At 36.2% G+C, this 25,815-nt stretch carries 23 protein-coding genes and 6 pseudogenes; 10 read left to right on the top strand and 19 right to left on the bottom strand.

The window, feature by feature from the left end; all coding sequences use genetic code 11:
* The first annotated feature begins 64 nt into the window (after positions 1-64).
* Positions 65-1,207 (top strand): acyl-CoA dehydrogenase family protein, encoded by a 1,143-nt coding sequence (locus tag JCM19034_RS00790; RefSeq protein ID WP_062046506.1) that lies wholly within the window; start codon positions 65-67, stop codon positions 1,205-1,207.
* An 87-nt stretch (positions 1,208-1,294) separates the two neighbouring features.
* Here the strand turns inward: JCM19034_RS00790 and JCM19034_RS00785 are convergent, their stop codons facing one another.
* The 11 genes and pseudogenes from JCM19034_RS00785 to JCM19034_RS00735 all read right to left on the bottom strand — a co-directional run bounded on the left by JCM19034_RS00785 (position 1,295) and on the right by JCM19034_RS00735 (position 10,605).
* A complete protein-coding gene (locus JCM19034_RS00785; RefSeq protein WP_062046505.1) occupies positions 1,295-1,651 on the bottom strand; it encodes a VOC family protein in 357 nt (118 codons plus the stop codon).
* 20 nt (positions 1,652-1,671) lie between these two features.
* Positions 1,672-2,971 (bottom strand): annotated as a pseudogene (locus tag JCM19034_RS00780) (pyrimidine-nucleoside phosphorylase).
* A 19-nt stretch (positions 2,972-2,990) separates the two neighbouring features.
* Positions 2,991-3,819, bottom strand: a pseudogene (locus JCM19034_RS00775) (purine-nucleoside phosphorylase).
* A 13-nt stretch (positions 3,820-3,832) separates the two neighbouring features.
* A complete protein-coding gene (locus JCM19034_RS00770; RefSeq protein WP_062046504.1) occupies positions 3,833-4,648 on the bottom strand; it encodes a purine-nucleoside phosphorylase in 816 nt (271 codons plus the stop codon).
* 15 nt (positions 4,649-4,663) lie between these two features.
* Positions 4,664-5,838, bottom strand: a pseudogene (deoB, locus tag JCM19034_RS00765) (phosphopentomutase).
* 167 nt (positions 5,839-6,005) lie between these two features.
* Complete coding sequence (gene xerD, locus JCM19034_RS00760; RefSeq protein ID WP_062047311.1) at positions 6,006-6,896, bottom strand: site-specific tyrosine recombinase XerD; 891 nt, start codon at positions 6,894-6,896, stop codon at positions 6,006-6,008.
* 29 nt (positions 6,897-6,925) lie between these two features.
* Positions 6,926-7,153: a YqzK family protein gene (locus JCM19034_RS00755; protein ID WP_062046502.1), complete on the bottom strand. Its 228-nt coding sequence runs from the start codon at positions 7,151-7,153 to the stop codon at positions 6,926-6,928.
* A 198-nt stretch (positions 7,154-7,351) separates the two neighbouring features.
* Positions 7,352-7,840 (bottom strand): Fur family transcriptional regulator, encoded by a 489-nt coding sequence (locus JCM19034_RS00750; protein ID WP_062046499.1) that lies wholly within the window; start codon positions 7,838-7,840, stop codon positions 7,352-7,354.
* A 123-nt stretch (positions 7,841-7,963) separates the two neighbouring features.
* Positions 7,964-8,602, bottom strand: a complete 639-nt coding sequence (gene spoIIM / locus JCM19034_RS00745; RefSeq protein ID WP_082393660.1) for a stage II sporulation protein M — start codon at positions 8,600-8,602, stop codon at positions 7,964-7,966.
* A 301-nt stretch (positions 8,603-8,903) separates the two neighbouring features.
* Positions 8,904-10,057, bottom strand: a pseudogene (locus JCM19034_RS00740) (endonuclease Q family protein).
* 5 nt (positions 10,058-10,062) lie between these two features.
* Positions 10,063-10,605 carry an NUDIX hydrolase gene (locus JCM19034_RS00735; protein WP_062046495.1) on the bottom strand — a complete coding sequence of 181 codons (543 nt, stop codon included), beginning with the start codon at positions 10,603-10,605 and terminating at the stop codon, positions 10,063-10,065.
* Between the two features lie 88 nt (positions 10,606-10,693).
* Between JCM19034_RS00735 and mciZ the strand changes: the two genes are divergently transcribed.
* Positions 10,694-10,882 (top strand): Z-ring formation inhibitor MciZ, encoded by a 189-nt coding sequence (gene mciZ / locus JCM19034_RS23835; protein WP_269431654.1) that lies wholly within the window; start codon positions 10,694-10,696, stop codon positions 10,880-10,882.
* Here mciZ and JCM19034_RS00730 read toward each other — a convergent pair.
* Entirely contained in the window at positions 10,798-11,871 is a 1,074-nt protein-coding gene (locus JCM19034_RS00730) for a DUF3866 family protein (RefSeq protein WP_062046493.1), read from the bottom strand. The two genes, mciZ and JCM19034_RS00730, sit on opposite strands and share 85 nt — an antisense overlap.
* Before the next feature lie 69 nt (positions 11,872-11,940).
* Positions 11,941-12,459, bottom strand: coding sequence for a TlpA disulfide reductase family protein (locus JCM19034_RS00725; protein WP_062046491.1), 519 nt, complete (start codon positions 12,457-12,459; stop codon positions 11,941-11,943).
* Positions 12,460-12,624: 165 nt separating this feature from the next.
* Here JCM19034_RS00725 and uppP point away from each other — a divergent pair, with 165 nt between their 5' ends.
* On the top strand, positions 12,625-13,458 hold the full coding sequence (uppP, locus tag JCM19034_RS00720; protein ID WP_062046489.1) for an undecaprenyl-diphosphatase UppP: 834 nt from the start codon (positions 12,625-12,627) through the stop codon (positions 13,456-13,458).
* Positions 13,459-13,523: 65 nt separating this feature from the next.
* Here the strand turns inward: uppP and JCM19034_RS00715 are convergent, their stop codons facing one another.
* A complete protein-coding gene (locus JCM19034_RS00715) occupies positions 13,524-14,168 on the bottom strand; it encodes an SDR family oxidoreductase (RefSeq protein WP_062046487.1) in 645 nt (214 codons plus the stop codon).
* Between the two features lie 235 nt (positions 14,169-14,403).
* Between JCM19034_RS00715 and JCM19034_RS00710 the strand changes: the two genes are divergently transcribed.
* From JCM19034_RS00710 to JCM19034_RS00695, 4 genes are all read left to right on the top strand, one after another.
* Positions 14,404-14,793 carry a GntR family transcriptional regulator gene (locus JCM19034_RS00710; RefSeq protein ID WP_062046485.1) on the top strand — a complete coding sequence of 130 codons (390 nt, stop codon included), beginning with the start codon at positions 14,404-14,406 and terminating at the stop codon, positions 14,791-14,793.
* The gene (locus tag JCM19034_RS00705; RefSeq protein ID WP_062046483.1) at positions 14,786-15,685 is read left to right on the top strand and encodes an ABC transporter ATP-binding protein; all 900 of its coding nucleotides are present in this window, start codon (positions 14,786-14,788) and stop codon (positions 15,683-15,685) included. Before JCM19034_RS00710 ends, JCM19034_RS00705 begins: the two co-directional genes overlap by 8 nt.
* Positions 15,660-17,633: a DUF6449 domain-containing protein gene (locus JCM19034_RS00700; RefSeq protein ID WP_062046481.1), complete on the top strand. Its 1,974-nt coding sequence runs from the start codon at positions 15,660-15,662 to the stop codon at positions 17,631-17,633. The genes JCM19034_RS00705 and JCM19034_RS00700 overlap by 26 nt, the downstream gene beginning before the upstream one ends.
* 78 nt (positions 17,634-17,711) lie before the next feature.
* Positions 17,712-17,981 carry a hypothetical protein gene (locus JCM19034_RS00695; RefSeq protein ID WP_062046479.1) on the top strand — a complete coding sequence of 90 codons (270 nt, stop codon included), beginning with the start codon at positions 17,712-17,714 and terminating at the stop codon, positions 17,979-17,981.
* Positions 17,982-18,069: 88 nt separating this feature from the next.
* Here JCM19034_RS00695 and JCM19034_RS00690 read toward each other — a convergent pair whose 3' ends face one another.
* Positions 18,070-18,612, bottom strand: a complete 543-nt coding sequence (locus tag JCM19034_RS00690) for a DUF2179 domain-containing protein (RefSeq protein ID WP_062046478.1) — start codon at positions 18,610-18,612, stop codon at positions 18,070-18,072.
* 201 nt (positions 18,613-18,813) lie between these two features.
* On the opposite strand from JCM19034_RS00690, the pseudogene JCM19034_RS00685 reads away from it, so the two are divergent.
* A pseudogene (locus tag JCM19034_RS00685) lies at positions 18,814-19,846 on the top strand (permease).
* Positions 19,804-20,808: a TIGR03943 family protein gene (locus JCM19034_RS00680; RefSeq protein WP_370621797.1), complete on the top strand. Its 1,005-nt coding sequence runs from the start codon at positions 19,804-19,806 to the stop codon at positions 20,806-20,808. Before JCM19034_RS00685 ends, JCM19034_RS00680 begins: the two are co-directional and overlap by 43 nt.
* A 105-nt stretch (positions 20,809-20,913) precedes the next feature.
* Here JCM19034_RS00680 and JCM19034_RS00675 read toward each other — a convergent pair whose 3' ends face one another.
* The gene (locus JCM19034_RS00675) at positions 20,914-21,417 is read right to left on the bottom strand and encodes a PTS glucose transporter subunit IIA (protein WP_062046474.1); all 504 of its coding nucleotides are present in this window, start codon (positions 21,415-21,417) and stop codon (positions 20,914-20,916) included.
* 154 nt (positions 21,418-21,571) lie between these two features.
* Between JCM19034_RS00675 and JCM19034_RS20695 the strand changes: the two genes are divergently transcribed.
* Entirely contained in the window at positions 21,572-21,652 is an 81-nt protein-coding gene (locus JCM19034_RS20695) for a YjcZ family sporulation protein (protein ID WP_082393657.1), read from the top strand.
* A 163-nt stretch (positions 21,653-21,815) separates the two neighbouring features.
* Here JCM19034_RS20695 and JCM19034_RS00670 read toward each other — a convergent pair whose 3' ends face one another.
* The 3 genes and pseudogenes from JCM19034_RS00670 to JCM19034_RS00660 form a co-directional block, all read right to left on the bottom strand.
* Positions 21,816-22,562 carry an SDR family NAD(P)-dependent oxidoreductase gene (locus JCM19034_RS00670; protein ID WP_082393709.1) on the bottom strand — a complete coding sequence of 249 codons (747 nt, stop codon included), beginning with the start codon at positions 22,560-22,562 and terminating at the stop codon, positions 21,816-21,818.
* A 143-nt stretch (positions 22,563-22,705) separates the two neighbouring features.
* Positions 22,706-24,552 (bottom strand): annotated as a pseudogene (gene asnB, locus JCM19034_RS00665) (asparagine synthase (glutamine-hydrolyzing)).
* A 268-nt stretch (positions 24,553-24,820) separates the two neighbouring features.
* Positions 24,821-25,729, bottom strand: coding sequence for a DMT family transporter (locus JCM19034_RS00660; protein WP_062046470.1), 909 nt, complete (start codon positions 25,727-25,729; stop codon positions 24,821-24,823).
* Positions 25,730-25,815: the final 86 nt, after the last annotated feature.

Below are 25,815 nucleotides of genomic sequence, written 5' to 3'. Positions count from 1 at the left end.
ATTTCCTTCAAGAATAACTCCTGGTTATGATAAGATAAGAAAAAGCAAACGAGGAGTTGAAAAAATGCTATTACACAACTGTTCTCAAAAGGAACGGAAAGAACAATTGAGAATGATCGTAAAGCCATTTATGGAACGAGCAAGTAGGCATGACGAAGACAGAACGTTCCCTTTTGAAAATATAAATGAATTAAAAGCAGCTGGTTATCCTTCCTTAAGCTTAGCTAGCTCTTTAGGTGGTAAAGAGTTATCATTAACTGATTGGTTGGAATTACAAGAAATCATTGCCACTGCAGATGGCTCTACTAGTCTTGCGATTGGCTGGCATATTGGAATCACATCACAATTACATGATAAGAACTGGCCTGAACCAACTTTGCAAGAAGTTGCAAACGACATTGTACAAAACGGTGCACTTTTAAATGCCGCAGCGACGGAACCAGAGACCGGCAGTCCAACACGTGGGGGGAAACCGACAACTAAGGCACATAAAACACCCAACGGTTGGTTGCTCTCAGGTCGCAAGAGTTTTACATCCATGATTCCTGCACTTGATTATATCCTTGTTTCAGCAACGACAGAATCAGGTGAAGTTGGTAATTTTCTAGTGAAACAAGAAATGAACGGTGTTTCAATCGATGAAACATGGGATACTCTCGGGATGCGTGGAACGGCAAGCCATGACCTTGTCTTAACAAATGTCGAAATTCCAGATGAATATTTTGTTGAAACTTTTATCCCCGGTAAAAAAGATGCTGCCGGATGGCTACTGCATATTCCAGCATGCTATTTAGGAATTGCACAGGCAGCGCAAAATGAAGCAATCCGTTTTGCAAAGACATACTCACCAAACAGTTTAAATGGCCCTATAAAAGATATCCCAGCTGTACAAACAAAAATTGGTGAAAATGAAGCGGATTTAATGCAAGCTCGTCATTTGCTATATGCCATTTCAACTAAATGGGATTTGGCCTCAAAGCAACAACGTATGCAACTACATCCAGAATTGGCTGTCGCTAAATATCATGTTGTCCATGCAGCACAAAAAATTGTCGACCGTGCGATGCGAGTAGCTGGGGCACACAGCTTATATTCATCTAATCCGTTACAACGCTATTACCGCGATGTCCGAGCTGGTCTACACAACCCACCAATGGACGACCGTACAATACAAATGCTTGCTCTTACAAAGCTTAATAGTGATTAATTACATAACAATCGTATACGTTTATGTGAGCGTTTTATGCCTTAATTAATAAAAAACGAGTCCAAAGGAAATTCTTTCGGACTCGTTTTAGCATTCACATATCATAATAACATTTCCATCTGGATCTTTTATATTAAACCATTGTTCATTTTCTATTTCCGTTACAAAATGAATTCCTTGTGCTTTTACGTAGTCATATGCTTCATTTATAGAATCAGTATTAAAATGAAAAAGCGGGATATCTTTTATATTTGCCTCATTATAAATTTTAGAATCTAATACTAAATTAGTTCCAGTTTCTAACGGAATAACGTATAAATGATCAAACAAAATTTCATCTGTTGGAGACAATCCTAATAAATGACAATACCAATCTCTAGAACTTTTAATGTCTTTAACAGGTATAAACACCGTTCCTATCCTACGTTTTATCGGAAACGACATAATCATTCCCCTCCCCGCCCTTACATATGCACATCATAAATCAATTTTGGAGGTAACACCTTATCTTTTGACAATTCAAAAGCCTCTTTTACTCTTTTCATCACTTGATCCTGCAAAGAGCCATTTACATGTAGGGAAGCGATTGGTTCTCCTTGATTGGCGAAGTCTCCAATTTTTTTATGTAATTCTATACCAACAGCTAAGTCTATTTCGGATTCTTTCGTTGCTCTTCCAGCACCTAATTGCATAGCTGCCATCCCAATTTGCTCAGCTTCTATTTTTTTTATAAACCCCGTATCGCTAGCGACAACTGGAATCACCTTTTCTGCTGCTGGAAACTTAGCAGGATCGTCAACAACCGAAGCGTCTCCATTTTGAGCCTCAATAAAGGTTTTTAACGTTTTCAGGCTGAGCCGTTTTCAATAGCTTCTTCCAGCATTGCTCTTCCTTCCTCTAATGAGCTTGCTTTCTTAGCTGCATAAACCATTTGGCTCCCGAGTACCATACATAGTTCATGTAAATCTTTTGGTCCGTAACCTTTAAGAATGTCAATAGCTTCTTTCACTTCTAAAGCATTACCGACCGTTTGTCCTAACGGTTGACTCATATCAGAAATGATTGCCATTGTTTTCCTGCCTAAATTATTTCCGATTTGAACCATCGCTTCAGCTAATTGGCGTGCTTGATCATATTCTTTCATAAAAGCACCACTGCCTGTTTTTACATCAAGAACAATCGAATCAGCACCTGCAGCTATTTTTTTACTCATAATGGAACTTGCAATTAACGGAATAGAATTTACAGTACCAGTTACGTCTCTTAACGCATATAGCTTTTTATCAGCAGGTGCTAAATTTCCTGACTGTCCGACGACAGCCAGTTTATGACGATTTACTTGCGTTATAAAATTAGTAGGATTCATCTCGACAGTAAAGTTTGGAATCGACTCTAGCTTATCAATTGTCCCACCAGTATGACCAAGACCTCTTCCAGACATTTTCGCAACAGGTACACCAACGGCTGCCACTAATGGACCCAAGGCGATCGTTGTTTTATCCCCTACACCACCAGTTGAATGTTTATCAACCTTGATACCATCAATTTTCGAAAGGTCAATTTGGTCGCCTGTCTCAACCATTGCTAATGTTAACTCTGCACACTCATCCATTGTCATATCTTGAAAATAGATCGCCATGGCCATGGCAGACATTTGATAATCTGGAATTTGACCATTCGTATAATTCTGTACAGCAAAGCGAATTTCTTCTTTCGTCAGCTCTTTACCGTCCCTTTTTTAGCAATGATATCAACCATTCGCATGAATGCCACATCCTCAATTTTACAGTTCTACTTTCGCAATCAGTTCTCGAACTAATTTTTATAAATTTTGGTTTTGTCTTATTTGCTACTTCAACTACCTCTTCATGAGTAATCCCTTGGATCTCTTCACCAATTGCCATATCAGTAATACATGATATCCCAATCACTTTAATACTAGCGTGCCTTGCAACAATCACCTCGGGGACAGTTGACATCCCGATAACATCTCCACCTAACTTCCGCAGCATAATGAGTTCTGCTCCACTCATATAAGTAGGTCCTGTTATCCCAGCATAAACCCCTTTTTGGATGTTAATATTTAATGAATTAGCCGTTTCTTCTACAAACGATACTAGCTCAGGCGTATATGCATGGCTCATATCTGGAAAGCGTGGACCCAGTTCATCGAAGTTTTCCCCGATTAATGGGTTATCGCCAGTCATATTTAAATGGTCAGTGATAACCATTAAATCTCCCGGTGCAAAGCTTTTATTCATACCACCGCAAGCATTAGTTACAAGTAATAGCTCTACACCTAACGCTTTCATAACTCGAACCGGAAATGTCAATTCCCGCATAGAATAGCCTTCATAGTAATGAAAACGACCTTGCATGGCAATAACTTCTTTCCCTTCTAATGTACCAATCACTAATTGACCAGCATGTCCCTCAACCGTCGAAATGGGGAAATCAGGAATTTTCCCGTAAGGTATTTTCACAGCATCTTCAATTTCATTAGCTAATTCACCTAATCCCGAACCTAGAATCAGACCAATTTTTGGCTTATGCTTTGTTTTAGATTTAATGAATTTAGCCGAATAATTTATTGCATCTAAAAATGTTAACATTACACAAACTCCTTCACATGGATTGAATAATAGCTTTTACTAACGCTAAAAAGTCTTCTCTCACTTTTTCTGTTGTCTCTATCACTTCTTCATGAGTTAACGGTTGTGGTAAAATTCCAGCAGCCATGTTTGAAATACAGGTGATTCCTAATACTTCAAGACCAATATGTCTTGCTACAATCACCTCAGGGACAGTCGACATTCCCACAGCATCTCCACCAAGTTCACGAATCATTCGAACTTCAGCAGGAGTTTCATATGAAGGGCCACTATTTGCTACATAGACACCTTCTTGTAACACAACATTTAATTTCTTCGCTTCTGTTCTTGTAATGTCTCGTAATCGATTAGAATAAGCATTAGACATATCAGGAAACCGTGGACCTAGCTCCTCATCATTTGGACCAATTAGCGGATTTTGATTCATTAAATTAATATGATCTCTTATTAACATTAAATGACCTGGTTCAAAAGATGTATTGACCCCACCTGCAGCATTTGTAACGATGATCTGCTTCACGCCAAGCTGCTTCATAACTCGCACCGGTAGTGCCACTTCTTGTGCTGAATACCCTTCATATAGATGAAAACGACCTTGCATCGCTACAACCTGTTTATTTTGCAACGTACCAAATACGAGTTTCCCGGCATGGCCAGATACCGTTGATTGAGGAAAATGAGGAATATCACTGTAAGGAACCTCAATTGAATCTTCAATTTCTTCAGCAAGCATACCTAACCCTGAGCCTAATATTAATCCAATTATAGGAGTTTTCTCCACTTTTGATTGTAAATAATGAGTTGTCTCAACAACTTTTTCTTTGTTCATTCATTAGACCTCCTTTTATAACGATGATAAGAAGCTAGTTCCATTCCTTGGCATTGTAACGTTAAAATTATCTGCAATTGTAGCCCCAACATCAGCAAATGTTGCTCGTGTTCCTAATGATGCACCCTCATTAGCTCTAGTCGAATAGACGAGTAATGGAACGAACTCACGAGTATGATCTGTTCCGTGGTGAGTAGGGTCATTTCCATGATCAGCTGTGATCATTAATAAATCATCTTCTTTTAAGTGGGCAATTACGTCTGCTAATTGTTGATCATACGATTCCAATGCTTGTCCGTAACCAATTGGATCACGACGATGTCCGTATTTCGCATCAAAATCAACTAAATTAACAAAACATAATCCGGTAAACGATTCTTTCATGGACTCAATAAGTTTTACCATCCCATCGTCATTTGAAACGGTTCGTACCGCTTTCGTAATACCTTCACCATCATAAATATCAGATATTTTCCCTATAGCGATACAATCATAATTAGAGTCCACGAGCTCATTCATTACAGTCCGTTCAAATGGCTTTAGTGCATAATCATGACGGTTAGGTGTACGCTCCCAAACGCCATTTTCTCTTGTAAATGGCCGAGCAATAATTCTACCAACATGTACTCAGGATCAAGTGTTATTTCGCGTGCCTTTTCACATATTTCATATAACTCCTTAATTGGTACAACATCTTCATGAGCAGCAATTTGCAAAACAGAATCAGCAGACGTATACACGATTAATTTACCTGTTCTTACGTGTTCATCCCCTAATTCCGCAATAATCTCTGTCCCTGAAGCTACTTTATTCCCAATCATTTCTCTTCCCCAAGCTCGTTCTAACCTTTCGACAAGCTTTGCCGGAAAACCTTCTGGAAACACACGAAACGGTTCTTTAATATGTAACCCCATTAACTCCCAATGGCCTGTCATCGTATCCTTACCACTTGATGCTTCTTGCATTAGCCCATAATGAGCCATTGGTGATGTAACTTTCTTAATTCCTTTGATATCACCAAGATGACCTAGACCAAGCTTTTCCATATTCGGCATATGTAAACCACGCATTTTTTCTGCAATATGACCTAACGTATGAGCTCCTTCATCCCCATATAAATGGGCATCGGGTGCTTCACCAATTCCAACAGAATCTAATACTATTAGAAAAATTCGTTTATACATATTAATCGACAAACAGATTCCTCCTTTTGTACATTTTAATATTAACATACCCTATTATAAGGTAAGAAAATCATTGAAGCTGTATTTATAGCCGGAATGTGTTTCTAATAATGATCGTCTGATGTCAGACTTCTTTATCTAAATACGTATGTAGCAAAAGCTTCATACGTACGCTATGCTCTAGGATGATATTTTGAATATACGTCCTTCATTCTAGTTTTCGTAACATGTGTATAAATTTGCGTAGTTGAAATATCAGCATGTCCTAACATTTCTTGAACGGCACGTAGATCTGCACCATTTTCTAATAAATGTGTCGCAAATGAATGTCTCAACGTATGTGGTGTTAATTCTTTTTCAATGTTCGCTTTTTGTGCTAGCTGTTTGAGTATTTTCCAAAAGCCTTGTCTACTTAGCGGATTCCCATGTAAATTAACAAACACATAATCATGACGTTTCTTTTTCATTAATACTAATCTACTATTTTCAAGATAGTCTTGCAATGCAACCGTTGCTGCACTCCCTAAAGGAATAATGCGCTCTTTATTCCCTTTACCAATACAACGAACAAAACCCATTGACAAATGAGTATCCGTAACAGTTAAACGAATTAATTCAGAGACCCTCATCCCAGTAGCGTATAACGTCTCTAATAAAGCACGGTTACGGATAGCGAAGACATCAACGCCTTTAGGTGCCTCTAATAGCGATTCCACTTCCGTTGTCGATAACACTTTAGGTAATCTTTTCACTGCTTTTGGAATATCTAAATGAACAGAAGGATCATGGTCTGATTGTTTTTCCCTTAATGCGAATTGGTGCAACGCTCTAATGGAAGCAATGGTTCTTGCAATTGTCGTCTCTGCACGTCCCTTTTGCTTTAATTCATATAAAAAATGAACGATATGCTGGCGTCTTATATCACGTAACTCTATTAATCCTTCGACCTTATCCATATACAATATATATTGCGTCAAATCCCTTTTATAAGAATAAACCGTATTATTTGCTAAACCTCGTTCTACTTGTATGTAATGTAAGAATTGAGCTATTACTTTATCCAATCGTATCGCTCCAATCACAATTATCTTGACTATTCCCCTTCTTGATAGAAAAATATAAGTCTCTCAAAAAAGCTCGTGCCCTTTCTTTCCTCCATTTGAAAAACCTTTACTGCCTTTCCTTCTGGTTCATCATAGCGATGATAGCTTTCATATTCTTGACTTACCCATAGAATACCATAATAAAATAATAAGGTGCATCCCATAAAGAGAATAAACACTTTTAAAGTTTGGAGAACCGCTTGTAACCATGTCTTCATTCAATCCATCCCCTCATCAGCTCAAAACATATCATTACAAGCTATGCCAAAAAGGGAACGAAATATACTAGTAATAGAAATTTTTCTTAGATAATCTTAATGTGCTGCCATTACAAAAAGCTAATTTACATGAAAACAACGAATATCCGCTCAAAAATCGACTCACATGACCCTATATGACAAAAAAGTTGACTTTAACTAAACAAAGTCAACTTTTTTCTCATCATTATCGTTCAAATCTGTTCCATCACGATCGTGACATCTATGACAAATACCGTGAAACGTTAAACGATGGTCCTTAATTTTGAAATTCCAATCACGTTCGACAATTTCTTCTACATCTCCGAGTAAGTCCTCTTGAATTTCATCTACAGCTCCACATTCAATACATACTAAATGATGGTGAAAATGATCTGCACCTTCTTGGCGGAGGTCAAAACGGGACACACCATCCCCAAAGTTAATTTTATCTACAATTTTCAGTTCCGATAATAATTCTAATGTACGATAGACAGTAGCTAATCCAATTTCAGGTGATTTTTCTTTAACGAGGAGGTATACATCTTCTGCACTCAGATGGTCTTCTTCGTGTTCTAGTAGGACACGAACAGTTGCTTCACGTTGAGGTGTTAATTTATAGCTTTGTGCATGTAGATGTTTTTTTATCCGTTCTAGTCTTTTCTCCATCGTTCTCTTCCTCCTCTCAAACCCTAAAAAACCTCCTTTTATTATAATCACTCAAAAAAAGAGTGTCAATTGATAATAATTATTATTTGAAATAATATATAAATTATTAAATTATAATTATTATTACATAGGATTTGAAATAATCATTCTCATCAAAACAGGTGAAACATATGCCTCGAAAGCTGAGGCAAAGGATAGCATAGCTCCAACAAACAATATTAATAGCGTATACTTCATAAACTGCGGAAAAATAGGCAGATTTGTTTTTTTCATAAATTGCTGTCGAATCATTTTCAAACAAAAAGAAATACTAGCAGTCCCAACAATAATAAAAGCTGGAACGAGTATGAGGTTTTGCGGCATGATCGATGCAAATGAAATGAGAAATCCAGTCATTCCCATTTGGTTAACTAAAAAACCAACTGTAAATCCAACTACCACCCCTTTTAAAAAAAGCAAAATAAGGATAACCGGTAAACCGATAATAGACAGGCCAAGGATCCACATTAATCCGAAGTACTTAGCGTAATGAGTATAACTTTGAGCAAAAATGGCCGAAGATTGAGCTAATTCTCCCTCTGTAACATGTCCAAAAAATTGATTAACGTACATATATAAATCGTGCTTCTGCGTTAAGCTTAAACTATTAACTGTAATAGCTCCAAAAACGATTCCCATTAAAAATAACACGATTGTAAATACATATATAGTGCGATTTTCTTCAAGGTGCATTGATATCATATCACGTAGCCCATAACGCATTATAACCATCCTCCCTTTTACTCTTATTACACTCTATGAGATAAGAGAGGAATCTATGACGCCCTTCTTTTAAAAGAATAGAATAGATAAAAATTCGCAAGAGTTGAGGGGGATTACGATGGATTATGGGGTGAACTCACCTCACACGTTATTATAGTTTTTTTGAATTCTAAGAGAGATACTATGATTAAGCTCTTTACATCCACTCATAAATAAGAGTACCTTTACCACAGGCAGGACTTGAACTAGATTTAAACTAGTTGCACTCTCAACCCCAAGTATGAGGGCAATTTACATTTTTCTATTCTATTATCTTTCCGAACCTCCCTCCTCCACCTGCATGGATCGTAAGTTCACCTGATCGTGCTAGAATGATCGCGTCTACTATTTTCTTTGAAATAACTTGCTCTAGATCTTCTCGCGATGTACGATGGATTACATTCATATCAGTTCCAAAGGCCTTTCTTAGTTTCTCTAAGGTCTTTTTTCCAACTTTCGGGATGAATTCTAATGGCACTTGATGGATATACGGAGGACGACTAGTAGAGGGCTGGCTTAACTTTAATTCCTTAATACGCTCAGAAACTCCTTTAACAAAGGAAGAACTATCACAATGAAAACATTTAGTTCCTGACATCGGTTGTGAGCACTGTGCACAAATCGTTTGGTGGTATTTCCCAAGTAAAGGTCTAATCCATAATTCGTAACAATCTTTCTTCCATCTCGTCCTTTAAGTGCAAGTCGCCATTCTTCAAAGCTTGGTTCGTTCATTCTAATGATTTGATATTCCCTAGCCATTTTTTCTAATGAATGAGCATCAGAATTTGTTAAAAACGGATACGATTGCAGCTCTTCAACTTGTTCTGCCATTCTTGTATCACTACTTAACCCTAATTCAACAGCATCTATCAAGTCTGGATGAAACACCTCTGATAAGCTCTGAATAACACCTTTTCCATACATACTTTTAAACGGAGTAAAAATATGAGCCGGAATAAATAAACCTGACAATTCATGGACCTTTTCTTGAATAACCGTTGCTGTTTCGTAAATACGTTGAGAACTTAACGTTGCATTCTTCATTCTCATCTTTAGCCATTCCGAAAAAAGCCTCATCTTTTTAACAGTTGGTAAATAGGCAAGCACATGAATAGGCCCTTTGCAATTATGATCATATATCTCAAGTTCAGTACCTAAAAAAAGGGTTACCTTTGAATATTGAATGCCTCCACCTTCACGTTCATAAGCTTCACCGTTCATCAATTGTTCATCAATCTGATCAAGAATCTCTGAGACGTGACAATCAATAATACCAATTACATCTATCCCTTTTATGTGCTCGGCATAATATATTATATTTTCTAATGTTAAAGAAGAAGCAGCCGTGATTTTCACCGCTGCATTGGACCATGTACGACCAATATGAATATGTAAATCAGCAACATAGCGATTCAATGAAGTCATTCCTTCCTATTATGTAATCTCACATATTGAATAGCATACATCGTTTTAGCATCGTGGATTTGTTGCTCTTCTATTAGCTTTTCAGCTTCATCTAATGTCACTTCTAGCACATCAATAAATTCATCATCATCAGTATGAGATTGCCCAACCTCAAGGTGACTTGTTAGATAAAGATGAATCAGTTCATCAGCAAATCCTGGAGACGTATAAAACGAGCCAATAAATGTTAAGGAATCAGTCTTATAGCCTGTCTCTTCTTCTAATTCTCTCATGGCTGCAAATTTTGGGTTCTCATTAGCTTCAAGTTTGCCCGCTGGAATTTCAATTATGGTCTTTTGTAACGCTTTTCGATATTGTCTTACTAAAACGAGCTTCCCATCTTCTTTAATTGGTACTACTGCAACAGCACCAGGATGCTTAACCACTTCTCTCGTACTTAAGCGACCATCTGGTAATTCAACCTCTTCAATCTGTAAGTCGATAATCTTCCCTTTAAATATCTCTGTTGTTTTTATTGTTTTTTCATTTAAATGATCCATGCTTCTCCTCCAGTTCTTTTTCGTAGGTACGTTACATAAAAGTGTACCATAAGAAAGGATGGGATAAGCTTATGAAAAATGTACATTCATAAAAAAAGGTTTAACAATGGCAGGAAAAGCATGGGAGATCCGTACAAAATTAAAGCAATTGCAAAAGTCTTTTAAAACAGTTAATCACTATGTTGAAACGATTTATTGCTCAAGTCCAAATCGAAGAGCTTCAGCTACAGCACAAAAGAAGAGCGGATCCTCTTCAAAGGTTCTTCCCATTGAATAAATTGGTAACGAGGTCCAATTTAATGCCTCAGTTACCCAATTTGCTACAGCGACTGTTGAAAAGATGAAACGATGTGAACAGGCATGCGGCTCCCTTTCAAATAATTGCTGTTTAATCCGTTTTAATTTCGTTTGCTCCATTACTGGAAAAGGGACAAATGCTGGCTTGAAAGTGAATTCACATAAAGTTGTTAATGTATGATGACTCAGTCCATAATGCCGATTTCGTTTATCAAAGAACGAAATTCGCGGTATCCATACAGGTTGACCTCCTAGACCACTAATAATATGTGACCAATGTGCTTGTATCATACCTGTAAAACCATAATAACTCCCGCTACCGACAACACCAGGGCCTACTGAAATTAAAATACAATCTACCTTTAATATGTGATAGGCAAATTGTATCGCGGATGCGATTGTAATAGCCTCAAAATCGCCACCGAACGCTTGACCGACCGTAATGGTTATCAGATTAGGATTTTTTTTCATTTCACGTATCTGGTCACTTAGATATAGAGGTAAGGATGCTTGATCATCGATAATCACACATAAACGTTTCTTCGGATCGTACACTTGAAGTAATGCAAAAAAAAGTGGCACCATACTATGTAATTCCGCTATCCAAATGGGCCTTCCTTCTAATGAAAAAGGCTGTTCAAATAGGTGATGATACTCACTTTCTTGAGATTCCACAGTCTGAACACTATGTTGAATTGGCGTATAACGGGCTTTCATAATATGGCCATCGTTTTCAGTCGTCCAATGCAGAACTTTATTCCGATGAGAAACGACAAAATCCCAACCACCTGTCCCTAGTAATAGGTCGGTTGCTGTTACATTGACAATTACTTGATCGCCAACATCCGTTCTTGGACATAATCGTTTATAGAGGATAGCCTTATTAGCACCTTTGTCTGTTTCTAATTTTTGGATATCCTCATCTTCGTAATAAATAGATAGAACAGTTGCTGTCAATTCACGATACATCCGTATTCACGCCTTTACCATCCTAATGTTCTATAGTATCTCTCTTTTTTAACAATATATGAATATTATTTATAATAGCGGTTGAATGGCTTCTTCAATTATTTCGTAGCTTACTTCACCTATAAAGACTTCACTTATTTTGCCATTTCGATCAATGACATACGTAATCGGCATACCATATTTAGCACGTAATCTCTCTAACAAAACGCCATCTTCATCAAAAAAGACAGGTAACGTTAAATCTATTTCATGGATAAACTCTATTGCATCATTTAATGTGCGTTCTGTAGTTTGCATGTTTAAGGTTATAATCGACAAACCCTCTTCTTGATAATCATTTTGAAGCTTCATGAAAGCCGGCATCTCATCTCTACACGGTTTACACCAAGATGCCCATAAATTTAAAACAATGACATCACCTTTATAATCGTACAGTTCACCCTCTTCTTGCTCATACATCGGCAAGCGGAAATTTTCCATCATCATTCCTTCATCATTGCCATATTGCTCACGGTCTGCAAAAAGCACAACCGCTATCGCTAGTAATAGACATGCACTTAAAATAATCATCGTTCTTTGTTTATTCATATAACTCCTCCGCATTTAGTCTTACATTTATTATAAAAACGGATTGATTTCAATCGCAACTCACACATATGACGATTAAAAGAATTCTTTTCGAAAAAATGAAAAGTTTGCTAGAATAAAACAGTTCAATAAAAAAATCTAACCAGTTTGAAAGGACGGTTATTTATGTCGATCATTGAAGCCATTATTTTTGGTATCGTTCAAGGAATTACGGAATTCCTTCCTATTTCAAGTACCGCACATATCGTCATTACTCAATTGTTATTTAACTACCAATTCCCTGGTCTTTCTTTTGAGATATTCCTACATATCGCTTCCATTTTAGCGGTTATTATTTATTTTAGACGGGATTTAATTGAAGTTATCAGCGGTTTCTTTAATTACTTTGTTAATAAAAATAAAGAAAATCGTACACAATTCTTTTTAGCAATCTATATTGTCATTGCTACAGGAATTACAGCAGTACTCGGTATATTACTAAAAGATTTCATCGGTGAAGGATTAAAGACACCAACTGTTATTGCGATTTCTCTGACGGTCACAGGAATTTTCCTTATTGTCATTGAACGCTTTGTTACATATGGGAACCGTAAGGAAGGTGAAATGACCTTCTTAGATTCAATTTTTGTTGGGTTAGGGCAAACTATAGCCGTTTTCCCAGGGATTTCGCGATCTGGTGCAACGTTAATTACAGCCCTTTTTATTGGCTTAAATCGTGAAACGGCTGTCCGTTACTCCTTTTTACTATCCATCCCAGCCATTCTTGGTTCTTCGGTATTAGCAATTGGAGACTTTACTGGTGGGGAATTAATTGCTGAAATTGGTCTTTTATCATTAATCGTTTCATTTATCGTGACATTTATCTTTTCATGGATTGGTATCGTATGGTTAATTGACTTCTTAAAGAAAAACAAGCTAATCTATTTTGCACTATATTGCTTTGCTATGGCTCTATTCGTATATTTTTATTTATCACCCGATACAATTATGGATATATAATGAAAATACTGCTTCGGGTGTTCCAAATATTGACTGTTTGAAACACCCCGAAATAATGAGTTTGTTTACACTTTTTCTAAAGCATCCTCTATTGGCGTAACACCGTTTAGAATTTCAAATGTTTTAAAATGTGTATTTTCCCTTTCAATTACTTCCGCTAACACAATTGCAACATCTTCCCTTGTTATCGTATTATCGCGCTCTTTAATTTCCTCTTCTAATTTTATCTTTCCTTGCGCAGGCTCATTCACTAAACTGCCAGGACGCACAATCGTATACGTTAAGCTTGAACGCTTTAAGTGATCATCGGCTAACTTTTTTGCTACTAAGTAATGGCGAATTTGATCGCTTTTATCAGGATCAACCGTCCCCATAGAACTTAACATGACAAAACGCTTTACACCATACTTTTCAGCCGTATCAATGACTTTCATAGCCCCCCATAAATCAATTAAAATCGTCTTGTCTGCACCAGTATGACCACCTGAACCAGCCGCAAAAAGAACGACATCAATTTGGTGAATGGAAAATATGTGATCAATGTTTTGCTCAAGATCAGCCACAATTGTTTCACGAGCACCTAATTGCTTTAGTTCATTTGCCTGTTCTTCATTTCGGATCATCGCAATGGGACTATACCCTTTATCAGATAATTTTGTTAAAGTGTGTCGTGCTATTTGACCGTTTGCTCCAACAACTAATACATTCATTTAACTCTCTCCTTCTTTATATGACTGTTTCTCCGCTCCCTAAAAATCCGATTATGATATAAGTAGGAATTGATTTACCCATAGCATCCCCTTCCCTTCCATAAAATAGCACATAGAAGCTTACTATTTCAAATTTGAAAGGATACGATTTAAAATTATAGTTGCATACACTTATTAACTGTATTAATATGAATAATACAGTAAACACATATAAGTTTTTTGAAAGGAGGACTTTATGTTTCAATTAGATATTCGTAGCAGAAAGCCGATATATGAACAGCTTGTAAATAAATTAAAAGAACTAATTATGCAAGAAGTTTATGAAGCAGATGAGCAGTTACCTTCTGTCAGAATGTTGGCTCAAGAATTAACGATAAATCCAAATACCATTCAAAAAGCATACAACGAGCTTGAAAACCAGGGCTATATTTACTCAATACCTGGTAAAGGAAAATATGTTGCTCCTAAAACTGAAACGATAAATGCTGAAAAGGTGAAAAAAATGAAACAAGAAATAATTAAGCTTCTAACAGAAGCACTTTATTTAGGCCTGGATAAAAATGAGCTTGTATCATTAATTAACGATGCCGAACAATCGTTAAAGGGAGGCGAAAAAGATGATTGAAGTGAACCATATTTTTAAAAAATATGAAAAATTTGAAGCCTTAAAGGATGTATCGTTAAACGTACGAAAAGGGTCTATTTATGGTTTATTAGGTGCAAATGGTGCCGGAAAAACAACATTACTAAAAATCATTTCAGGTATTTACAAACAAAATGCTGGTACTGTCCATATTAATCAAAATCCGATTTTTGAAAACAGTTCGTTAAAACAACGCGTCCTATTTATTGCCGATCATTTATACTTTTTTCCAAATACAACAATTAAACAGGCTGCCCATTTTTATAAGCATATGTATGAGCATTGGAATGAAGATCGCTTTAAGGAACTAAGTAAAGTATTTAATATCAGTCCGCAAAAGAAAATACAGCAATTATCAAAAGGAATGCAAAGACAAGTAGCATTTTGGCTAAGTTTATCAACGATGCCCGATTTTCTCATCCTAGACGAGCCGTTTGATGGGTTAGACGCTGTTATGCGACAAAAAATAAAAAACCTCTTAATACAAGATGTTGCGGAACGTGAAATGACTATTGTAATTTCTTCTCATAATTTACGTGAAGTTGAAGACCTTTGCGATTCAGTTGGTATTATGTACGATGGCCAACTTATAATTGAAAAAGATTTAGATGATTTAAAATCTGATATTCATAAGATTCAAGTCGCATTTAAGCATGAAGCCCCTAGTTCCTTTAAAAAGGACTTGGACATTTTATTTGAAGAAAAACGCGGTAGTGTTCATTTACTGATCGTTAAAGGGGATCAAGCATTCATTGAGAACAAAGTATCTCAATTACAACCTGCTGTATTTGATCTTCTCCCACTTACTTTAGAAGAAATATTTATTTATGAAATGAGGGATGTCGGCTATGCTATCGAAAATGTTCTCGTTTAACCGTGGTATTTTCAAGCATAATATGCACCAAGTTGGCTGGGTCGCTCTTGCATATTTTCTCTGTTTATTATTTACATTGCCCATTCAAATATTGTTTGAATATTCGAATGCAACACCTACTAGCCCATTTCTACCTAGAGCATCGCTATTTTTCTATTCCCATGGGTTAATATATTTTCTAACGTTTATACTTCCGCTTCTATTAGGAATTTTTTTATTCCGTTATATGCAAGTAAAGCTATCAAGCGATTTTATTCATGGCTTGCCAATTCGAAGAGAGCAGCTCTTCATTCAACAAATGCTCACAGGAACTATTTTAGTGATCGTACCGTTTTTCCTTAACGCAGCTATACTTTGGCTTATTGGATTTTTTATTCCAGCACCAGAGCTGCTTTCACTTTCTTCGGTAGGTGAATGGTTGGGTCTCATGATTCTTATGAATCTTTTTGTTTTCTATGTGACCGTCTTTGTTGGAATGTTTACGGGCATTTCAGTTTTACAGGCTGTTTTGACGTATATTTTATTTGTTTTCCCAACTGGGATTATCGTACTCTTGCTTGAGAATATATCTTATACATTATATGGTTTCACAGCAGGCTTTTATATACACGAGAATTCAATCCCTTTTACCGTGCTCATAAATCATCTTTATGAGCCTACTAAGCCATCAGTAATCATTACATATATCGTATTAACGATGCTAGCCTTCGTTAGTTCATATTTCTTATACAAATTAAGGCATGCAGAAGCAGCGACGCTAGCTATCTCTATTTCACCATTAAAACCGATTTTCAAATACGGTATAACGTTTTGCTTTATGCTCTTAGGTGGTTTGTATTATGGTTCAGTTAACAGTGACTGGGGATGGATTATTTTTGGGTATGTTATTTCTGCTTTATTCGGTTACTTTATCGCGGAAATGATTATTCAAAAAACTTGGCGAGTCTTCAATAGCTGGAAAGGTTTTATTGGCTATATCGTCGTTGCTTCGCTGATTGCAATTTTTATTTACTTTGATATTACTGGCTATGAAAAGCGGATGCCAGAATTTGAAGCTATCGAGCAAGTCTATTTCTCTGAGGATGGGTATGTATATACTAAAGTTAATGAAGAAAACGAAAATCTACAACACTACATGTATGATGATTCAGAAGTTATACAATCTATAATGAGCTTACATGAGCAACTTATTAAAGATAAAAATAACTTAATGAATGACAGACATACGATTGATCAAGACACAAAGCGGTTTACGATTGCTTATGAACTTAAAAATGGTCGATCGATAATAAGAGAATATGCAATTCCTACGAAAGCGTATAAAGCATTGCTCGAACCAATCCTAGAATCAGATGAATATAAAAGAAAGCAAAATCCAATTTTAAATGTTGATGTAAATGATATCCAATCGATCCAAGTGAATAATTGGTTATTACAAAATCATCAGCAGCAAGCTCCGCTCTTTATAAGTGAACAAATAGACATTCAAACATTTTATGATGCTCTTATTAAAGACATCTTTGATCAGCGTATTGATGATATATTAAACGAGAAAAATTTATATACATTTATAACGGTAACGTTGAACAATGGAAATACATTAGAACTTAGTTGGAATCAATCCTTTACCCAGCTAGACGAATGGATAAAGGAAAGGCAGTTACTATCTAAAGTGCGATTATCATCGGAAAACGTAAAGCTTGCCATTATTGTCGAGGATCAATATGCATATGATATTTTTGAAACAGTTCAATATACAAATGATTTAAATAAGCTACACATTGAATATACTGAAATCAGTACAGATGAAGAGATAGATGAACTTCTAAATGATTTAGACTTTCACTACTATCATAGTTCTTACTCCGTTCTTCTCTTTTTAGAAGATGAGCTACTACATGAACTATTCTTTATTAACGAAGAGGATGTACAGAAATTTCTGCCATAAACAATTAATAATTGGACCACTCTGCGAATACCATAGTAGAGTGGTTCAAAAAGAAAATGACTGGAAGGAGGTGCCATCATGTGGGAACTACTCATTTATTTGATGGTTGCTCCAGTGATGACAATCGTTCTTTCCCTTGTTTTTGCGATAAAATATCATGATTACTATGCAGCACCTATGCTCGTTTTTATTTTGTTGAATTTTCCGACCATTATTTTTTCAATGAATTATTCAATCGGATGGGAAATTCTTTTTGGATGGTCTATTTTCTACACCTTTTTATCATTATTCATATCTTTTTTCGTTTGGTTTATTCAAAAAAATAAACATACATCAAAGACCGTTTGATTTTATTCTCCTGATTGCATAATAAAATGAGGTTGCTCCAATTTGGTCCTAAGCTAATAACTTAGTTGGAACAACCTCTTCCTTTCAATTATTGCGTTGCTTCCTTTTGCTTTTTTCTTTTTCTCATCGCTTTTGTAATGTAACCTCCCCGGAAATTACGAGGTTCATACGAAACAATAAAAGCACTCGGTTCGTACGTACTGACGATCCGTATAAATTCTTCTTCACGGTCCCTTCTCGCTGTACAGTCTAGTCGATATCGTCTAGCATGATTCATTCCTTCTACTTCAGCTGTCGAAACACTAAACCCCTCTTCTCGTAAATGCTTCGTCAAAGCATCATTTTTATTCATGATATTCACTTCTATTGTTACATAGCCAATAGCCAATTTTTGTTCAATTATTTGTCCGATATATAACCCAACACCAAAACCTAGTGCGTAAGAAACCATGTTCAAGTAATTAGCTAAATCACTAAATACTATTCCAAGTGCCACAACATATATAGCACCTTCTAAAACACCGAGAGCTGCCGCTTTTTCCTTCATTCCTTTGACCATCATAATCGTTCTTAGCGTTAAAACAGGAACAAATAGGAGCTGTGCGATAAAGATAATAATCGCTTGGAGCATGATATTCACCTCTTCATATATAATTCAACCTACGTAGTCTAACAGGATTCTCATCTTCAATCTACCCTTTATTGATAATTTAAGATAGTAATTTTTGTCTAAATGATTTCAACTTAATGACAATTTATAGTATCTATCCTAAAATAAATGGTTCTATGATAAAATTAGTTCTACTATGGTTTTATTAAAAGGAGTTTAACTATGAAAGCGTTGAAAGAAACCCTCCTTAGTTTTCTTAAGGATGTAAGTGGTTTTGTTCTACTTATTTTGTTTCTTATTCTCTTCTTTAATTTCGATACGTTTAAAAATGAACAAGCTGGGATTACTGTTCCTGATACTTGGGTGCTCATACATATGAATTTTTTAAGTATCGTATTAGAAGCAATTCCCTTTATTTTATTAGGTGTCTTTGTTTCAGCACTTATTCAAATCTATGTGAAGGAAGAAATTATCCACCGCTATCTACCAAAAAATGCGTATGCTGCTCTTCTACCTGCTGCTGTATTAGGAGCCATTTTTCCCATTTGTGAATGTGCCATTGTCCCCATTGTTAGACGCTTAATAAAAAAGGTATGCCCTTACACGTTGGTGTTGTATTTTTAGTAGCTGCTCCTATTTTAAATCCCATTGTGCTGCTTCAACCTTCTTTGCGTTCCGTACGGATTTATCTGTTCTCTACGCTAGAATGGGGCTAGCTTTTATCCTTTCAACTCTAATCGGTGCGATTCTATATATCATTTTTAAAAATAAGGATCAATTAAGGTGGACCAAAGAGGAATTAGTTGGTCAAAAGGTCGTTATTAATTCACTTGGACAAAAGAAAATGAACCGGCTTAAGCAAACGATGTATCATGCAGCAGATGAGTTTTTCTTGATGGGTAAATATTTAATTTTAGGAGCATTTGTTGCCTCTTTGTTTCAAACACTATTAGATCGAGACGTTTTACTAGCAATTGGCAGCAATGAAATGAGTTCATCAGCAGTAATGATGGCTTTCGCATACTTATTATCTTTATGCTCGGAAGCTGATGCTTTTGTTGCCGCATCATTCAGTAATACATTTTCAACTGGTTCCTTGGTAGCTTTTTTAGTATACGGTCCAATGCTTGATTTAAAAAATACATTTATGTTATTTGCTTTTTTTAAAGTTCGGTTCGTTATGGTATTCATGATCGTTGTAACAATAACTGTATTTATTTCCGTTATGGCACTCCAATTCGGACAAGTCTTGTAAAAGAAGGTGAACAAAATGAAAAAAAACAATCTGATAATGGCTATCATGCTTACATCCGCGGAATAATATTAATCGGATTTTCCCTTTTAATGCTAGCATTTCTCATGACTGGTAATATTACTTATTATATTGCCCCGGCAATGTTACCATTTATTTACTTTGCTACGGGTGTCTTTATCATTCTTGGGATCTTACAAATAGTTAGAAGCACAAAAAAGGGTCAGCAGGAAGAACAGCTATGTGATTGTGGAGTTGACCATTCTGTTCAAGGTCCAATTTTTGCCAAATTATTCGTATACGCGGTCTTTATTACACCGATTATATTAGGGTTTGTTCTACCCGATCGTTTATTAGATAGCTCTGTCGCAGCAAATCGCGGTATCCAATTTGGTTCTGGTCTAGTTGAAACAACACCTGTATCTGAAAATGGTTCAGCAACCTCACGGGCTGAGGCCTTTCTTGAAGACCCTGATGCGTATTATGCAGATCTAGAAAATCAAACGGAGTATGAAAGTTTAACTAATGAAGATTTTTTTACGGAAGAAGGCTACAATCAATATTACAGTGATTTGGCAGAAGATTTGCTTGTAGATGATCCTGTTATTGTCACTGAAGAAAACTATTTAGATATTATGACCGTTCTCGACCTTCATTTAAATGATTTTATAGGTAAATCAATCGAGATGGTTGGCTTCGTCTATCAAGAGGATGATTTTGACGATAACCAATTTGTCGTCGCACGCTTTGCCATGACGTGCTGTATTGCTGATGCTTCGGTGTATGGTACGATGGTTCGTTCAGATGAACCTCTCCATTTAGATAGTGATACTTGGGTACATATAAGTGGAATTATTAGTGAAGATACGTATAATGATATGCGTATACCGCAAGTTATGCTACGTGGAATTGAACTCATTGACGAACCCGAAAGCCCATACGTATACCCTCGTTTTAGTTTCTAATGAATACGTTTAGATTAGCTTCCAAAAAAGACCATTTTTATTGTTCATACCTTTGTAGTGCATCAAGGCCACTGTAGGGACTCCTTACAGTGGCCACTTTTTACATTATTGTGTTGAAACAGATAAAATAATCGATTCACCACCAATGACATCTTGAGCTGAACTCTTCTCTAATTTAATTATTTTTTCAACGTTTGTAATAATAACTGGTGAAATAGCACTTGTCGCTTTATTTTTAATCGTATCAACATCAAATTCTACTAGGAGATCGCCCTTTTGAACCTTATCTCCTTCTTCTATAAATGTAGTAAATCCTTCACCACCTAAATTGACCGTATCAAGACCAATATGAATGAGGATTTCTAGGCCCCCTGCAGTCTGTATCCCAATCGCATGCTTTGTCGGAAAAACTTGAACAACTTCTCCATCAATTGGTGCTACTACCTTTCCTTCCATAGGAGAAACCGCAAATCCATCCCCGATCATTTTTTCACTAAAGGTCGGATCTGGTATATCTTCGATTGGGACAAGTGTTCCTGTTAAAGGGCTATAAACCTTTTCTTCTACTGGTTTAGTAGGATTATTTTTCTTAAATAGCTTTTTAAACATGGATCATACTCCTTCTAGCTTTTAGAGTTACTGTTACTATCCCCTTTAAACAGTGCAACAAAACCTCTAAATATGATTATTTTCACAAATGCCTATACACAGATTGTCAAGGAAAACATAAGCTATAAAGAAGTAAAGAAAGGAGCTGAGGACAATGAGTTACGGTTCTAACGGATTTACGTTACTCGTCGTGTTATTCATCCTCTTAATTATCGTTGGCTCTGCATATGCTTAATTAAAATTACAGATAATCTAAGGTAGAAACGACAAGTGACTTTCAATGTCCTTGTCGTTTTTTTGTATTAAGTAGATTTCCCCTTTCGCTTCGTCAATTTTCTAGTTTCGTTTGAACTGTTACGTTAAAAATGTCTTCTAAACTTAACTGCTATGTAAATCGTTTAATGCTCATACATCATTTTTCTAGTCATCCCTCCGTCAATGGTAATATTTTCTCCATTAATAAACTCATTGCCTTCTGCGGTTAAAAACAAACAAGCTTTAGCAATATCTTCTGGAGTTCCAACTCTTTTCGAGAAATGTTGTTGATGGTCTATCTCGCGTAAACTCTCCTTCTCATCAGTATGAATCCAGCCTGGACTAATACAATTAACACGAATGTAGTCTTCTTGTAATGAGGCTGCTAATGCATGTGTGAGTGAAATAAGTGCACCTTTAGATGCTGCATACGCTTCAGAGTTTGGCTCTGACATTACCGCTCTTGTTGAGGAAATGTTAATGATTGCACCACCCTGATTTGCTTTCATTACCTTCGCTACTTCGCGTGAACAAAGAAAGGCCCCACGTACGTTCGTATTTAATATACGATCCCAATTTTCAATACTTAATTCATACGGTGAACGAAATTCGGAAACACCTGCATTATTAATTAGAACATCAATTCGTCCATATTGATGCTGTACTTCCTTTATTAAGCGTGTAATATCACTTTCCTTTGTCACATCACAGCGATATGCATCGCAATTTCTATTATGTTCTTTTATTAGTTCCGCAGTCTCCCTTGCTACACTCAAATTCTTATCAGCAATAATAACGACAAAACCATTCTTTGCGTAAGCGATTGAAATCGCCCTTCCAATACCATGACCAGCTCCTGTGACAATGACCACTGGATTCTTCAATTTAATCAACTCCTTGTTCATACACTATCAAACATATCATATCATTCATTCCTTCATTTTAGAAAAATGCTGGATTGATTACAGTTTTTTTAATTCAATCACTTTAAAAGACTTCTTGAGATTTCATCAACTCAAGAAGTCTAGAACGCTTACTCTTTAATTTGCACCTTATAATTATTTAACCATTCGTTCATTTGAATAAAATGAGCAAGAAGTTGAGGTCCTGCCATTAATTGCCCAAAATAAGGCTGATTTTCGGCAAAGCCACCGTCCTCGGCTACTTTCTTTAATGCATTTTTATCAATGAATTCAAATAATGCAGCATCCTTTTGTGCTAATATCTTTTTCATTTCTTCTTGGACTGCTTTTGTATAATGAGGATGATATGTTTTTGGATATGGACTTTTCTTACGATATAGAACATCATTTGGCAAAACACCTTCTAATGCTTTTCGCAAAATCCCTTTTTCTCTACCATTTAATTGCTTCATCTCCCAAGGAATGTTCCATACGTACTCAACGAGACGATGATCAGAAAAAGGCACTCGTACTTCTAAACTAGCTCCCATACTCATTCGATCTTTTCGATCTAATAAATTGGTCATAAACCAGATCATGTTTAAATAAGAAATTTCTCTTCGGCGTGCTTCCACTTTCGTATCTTCTTCAAAAGTTGGTGTTTCGTTAATTGTCTCCTTATATCGATCATACACATACTGCTTTAGTTGCAGCTTCTTTTTCCATTTGTCATTTAACAATCCTTCACGTTCAGATATCGATCTCATCCAGGGGAACCCATCGAAATACATTACTTCCGGCTTATGAAACCAAGGATAACCGCCAAAGATCTCATCTGCACATTCACCGGATAACCCGACTGTAACATCTTTATTTATTTCGTGACAAAACCATAGTAATGATGAATCTACATCAGCATTCCAGGAAGGTCACGAACATGTACAGCCTCCTTTAAACGAGCAGTTAATTCATCAATTGAAATGATTTTATTTTGATGGTTTGTACCTAGTGCTTTTGATACTTTTTGCACCCAAGGGGCGTCTTCATTTGGTTGAAAATCATTTGCACGAAAATATTTATCATTTTCATCATAATCAATTGAATAACTTCGAATCGGTCCTTTTCCTTGTTTCTCATATATTCTAGCTGCAAGAGCTGTTAAAGCACTTGAATCAACACCACCTGATAAAAACATTCCAACTGGAACATCTGCAACCAATTGCCTTTCCACAATGTCTTCCAACAAATAGCGAATATAATCTGCTGTTTCGTCTACTGAATCGTGATGTTGCTTACTTTTTAATGACCAATAACGACTAATTTTCGCCCCGTTTCGATCATAAATTAGCAAATGAGCAGGTCTTAACTCTTCAATTTCATCGTAAATCCCGTGCCCCGGTGTCCTAGAAGGTGCTAACCCAACGATATCAGCTAAACCATTTGCCTTTATGACAGGTTCTACATCACGGTGTGCTAATAATGCTTTTAGCTCCGAACCGAATAGTATACAACCATGACGTACTGTGTAAAAAAGTGGTTTAACCCCAAGACGGTCTCTAGCTAACAAAAGACTTTGATCTTGTTCATTCCACACAGCAAACGCAAAAATCCCGTTTAACTTCTCTAAACATTGATATCCCCATTCAATATACGATTTTAATAACACTTCCGTATCGGAATGACCTGTAAAGGAATGCCCTAAAGCCAATAATTCCTTCCTTAACTCTTCTGTATTGTACAACTCACCATTATAAACTAATGTATATGTTTTACCTTTATATGTTTTTGTCATCGGTTGAATCCCATTTTCGGGATCAACAACGATTAACCTTGCGTGACCAAGTGCTACATGCTCCGAAGCCCATACATTCAAATCATCTGGCCCTCGATGCTCCAAAGTTCTAGCCATCTTTGTTACTTCATTTCTCTCTTTACGTAAATCATACCGCCAATCAACCCATCCAGTTATACCACACACGTATCATCCACCCCTTTTGGGAAAAAGTAATCTAAAACGCTATTATTAAATGATATTCAATTAATGCTAGGACATAGAACTATTAGCTATCGTATTCAACATAAATGACTCTTGTGAAAAAAGAACAAGCTGAACTCTGTTTAAAAACTCAGCACTTCCCCTCTTATTTGCTTTTTTGGAGGATGGAGTATATTTTCTATTAGCATTTGTACATATAAAAGAGTCTCGAAAGATATAACTTGCGTGAAGCTAAAAAAAAGACTTCTACTTAAGAAGCCTTGAGCATGTTATGACTTGTTTTTTTCTTGTTTAGTCCATTTCCGATTATAATTCCCGAAATAATCATAACGACTCCAACCCATTGACTAGTTGTGACTGTTTCATGTAGCACAAATGTCGACATCATAATCGCAACTGGTAGCTCAGATGAAGAAAGAATCGTTCCAAGCCCACTTCCAACCTTTGGCATTCCAATGGAAAATAGAAGTGGTGGTAGAAAAACACCAAACAACCCTAATATTAAACCATATGGAGCAACAGCTAAAAATGTGTCTAGTGGAAAACCTTCAATCAAATACGTTTTTGAAAATAAGATTATAACGGTAAGCAAGCCTCCTGTTGTCAACCAAGCACTTTTTTGAATAGCTGGTACCCCTTTCCCTACTTTTCCACTTAAATATATAAAAGTTGAAAAAGTTACAGCTGCTAATAATCCCCAAATGACACCTTCTATCGTTATGTTAAAGGAGCTCATGAAAAAACCTCCCGCCAAAAAGGATCCAACCATACATGTCCCAATTGCTATCATTCGCATTTGGTTCGGCTTCTTTCGATCAATCGTCCATTCTAATAAAGTACCAATCCATACGAATTGAAATAGAAGAATAATTGCAACAGATGCATCAATCGTTTGCAATGATTGATAATAAAAAATGCCCGTTAATCCCATCGGAATACCAGAAACAATTAGTTTCAATATCATTGATCTTCGCTGTCTTACTGTGCGAATAAAAGGAATAAATGACCAAATCATGAGGAAGCCAAATAAGAATTGCAACCCAGTAATTTGAGCTAACGTAAATTCATTTGCATACGATAACTTAACAAAAGTCGATAAAACACCAAAACAACAGCCACCTAAAAAAACTAATAATGAGTAAAACCATATTTTCTTCATCCTTGTATTCCCCTTTCTAAAAAGCAATATGTAAGAAGCACTTAAATCAACCAACATTACATATGACTAACTTGCCTATTAACCAA

The sequence above is a fragment of the Bacillus sp. JCM 19034 genome, assembly GCF_001310635.1.
In the GTDB taxonomy this organism is placed as follows: Bacteria; Bacillota; Bacilli; order Bacillales; family Bacillaceae_D; genus Halalkalibacter.
The sequence above is the reverse complement of the archived record's forward strand: the minus strand, read 5'-3'. Positions and strand labels throughout refer to the sequence as shown.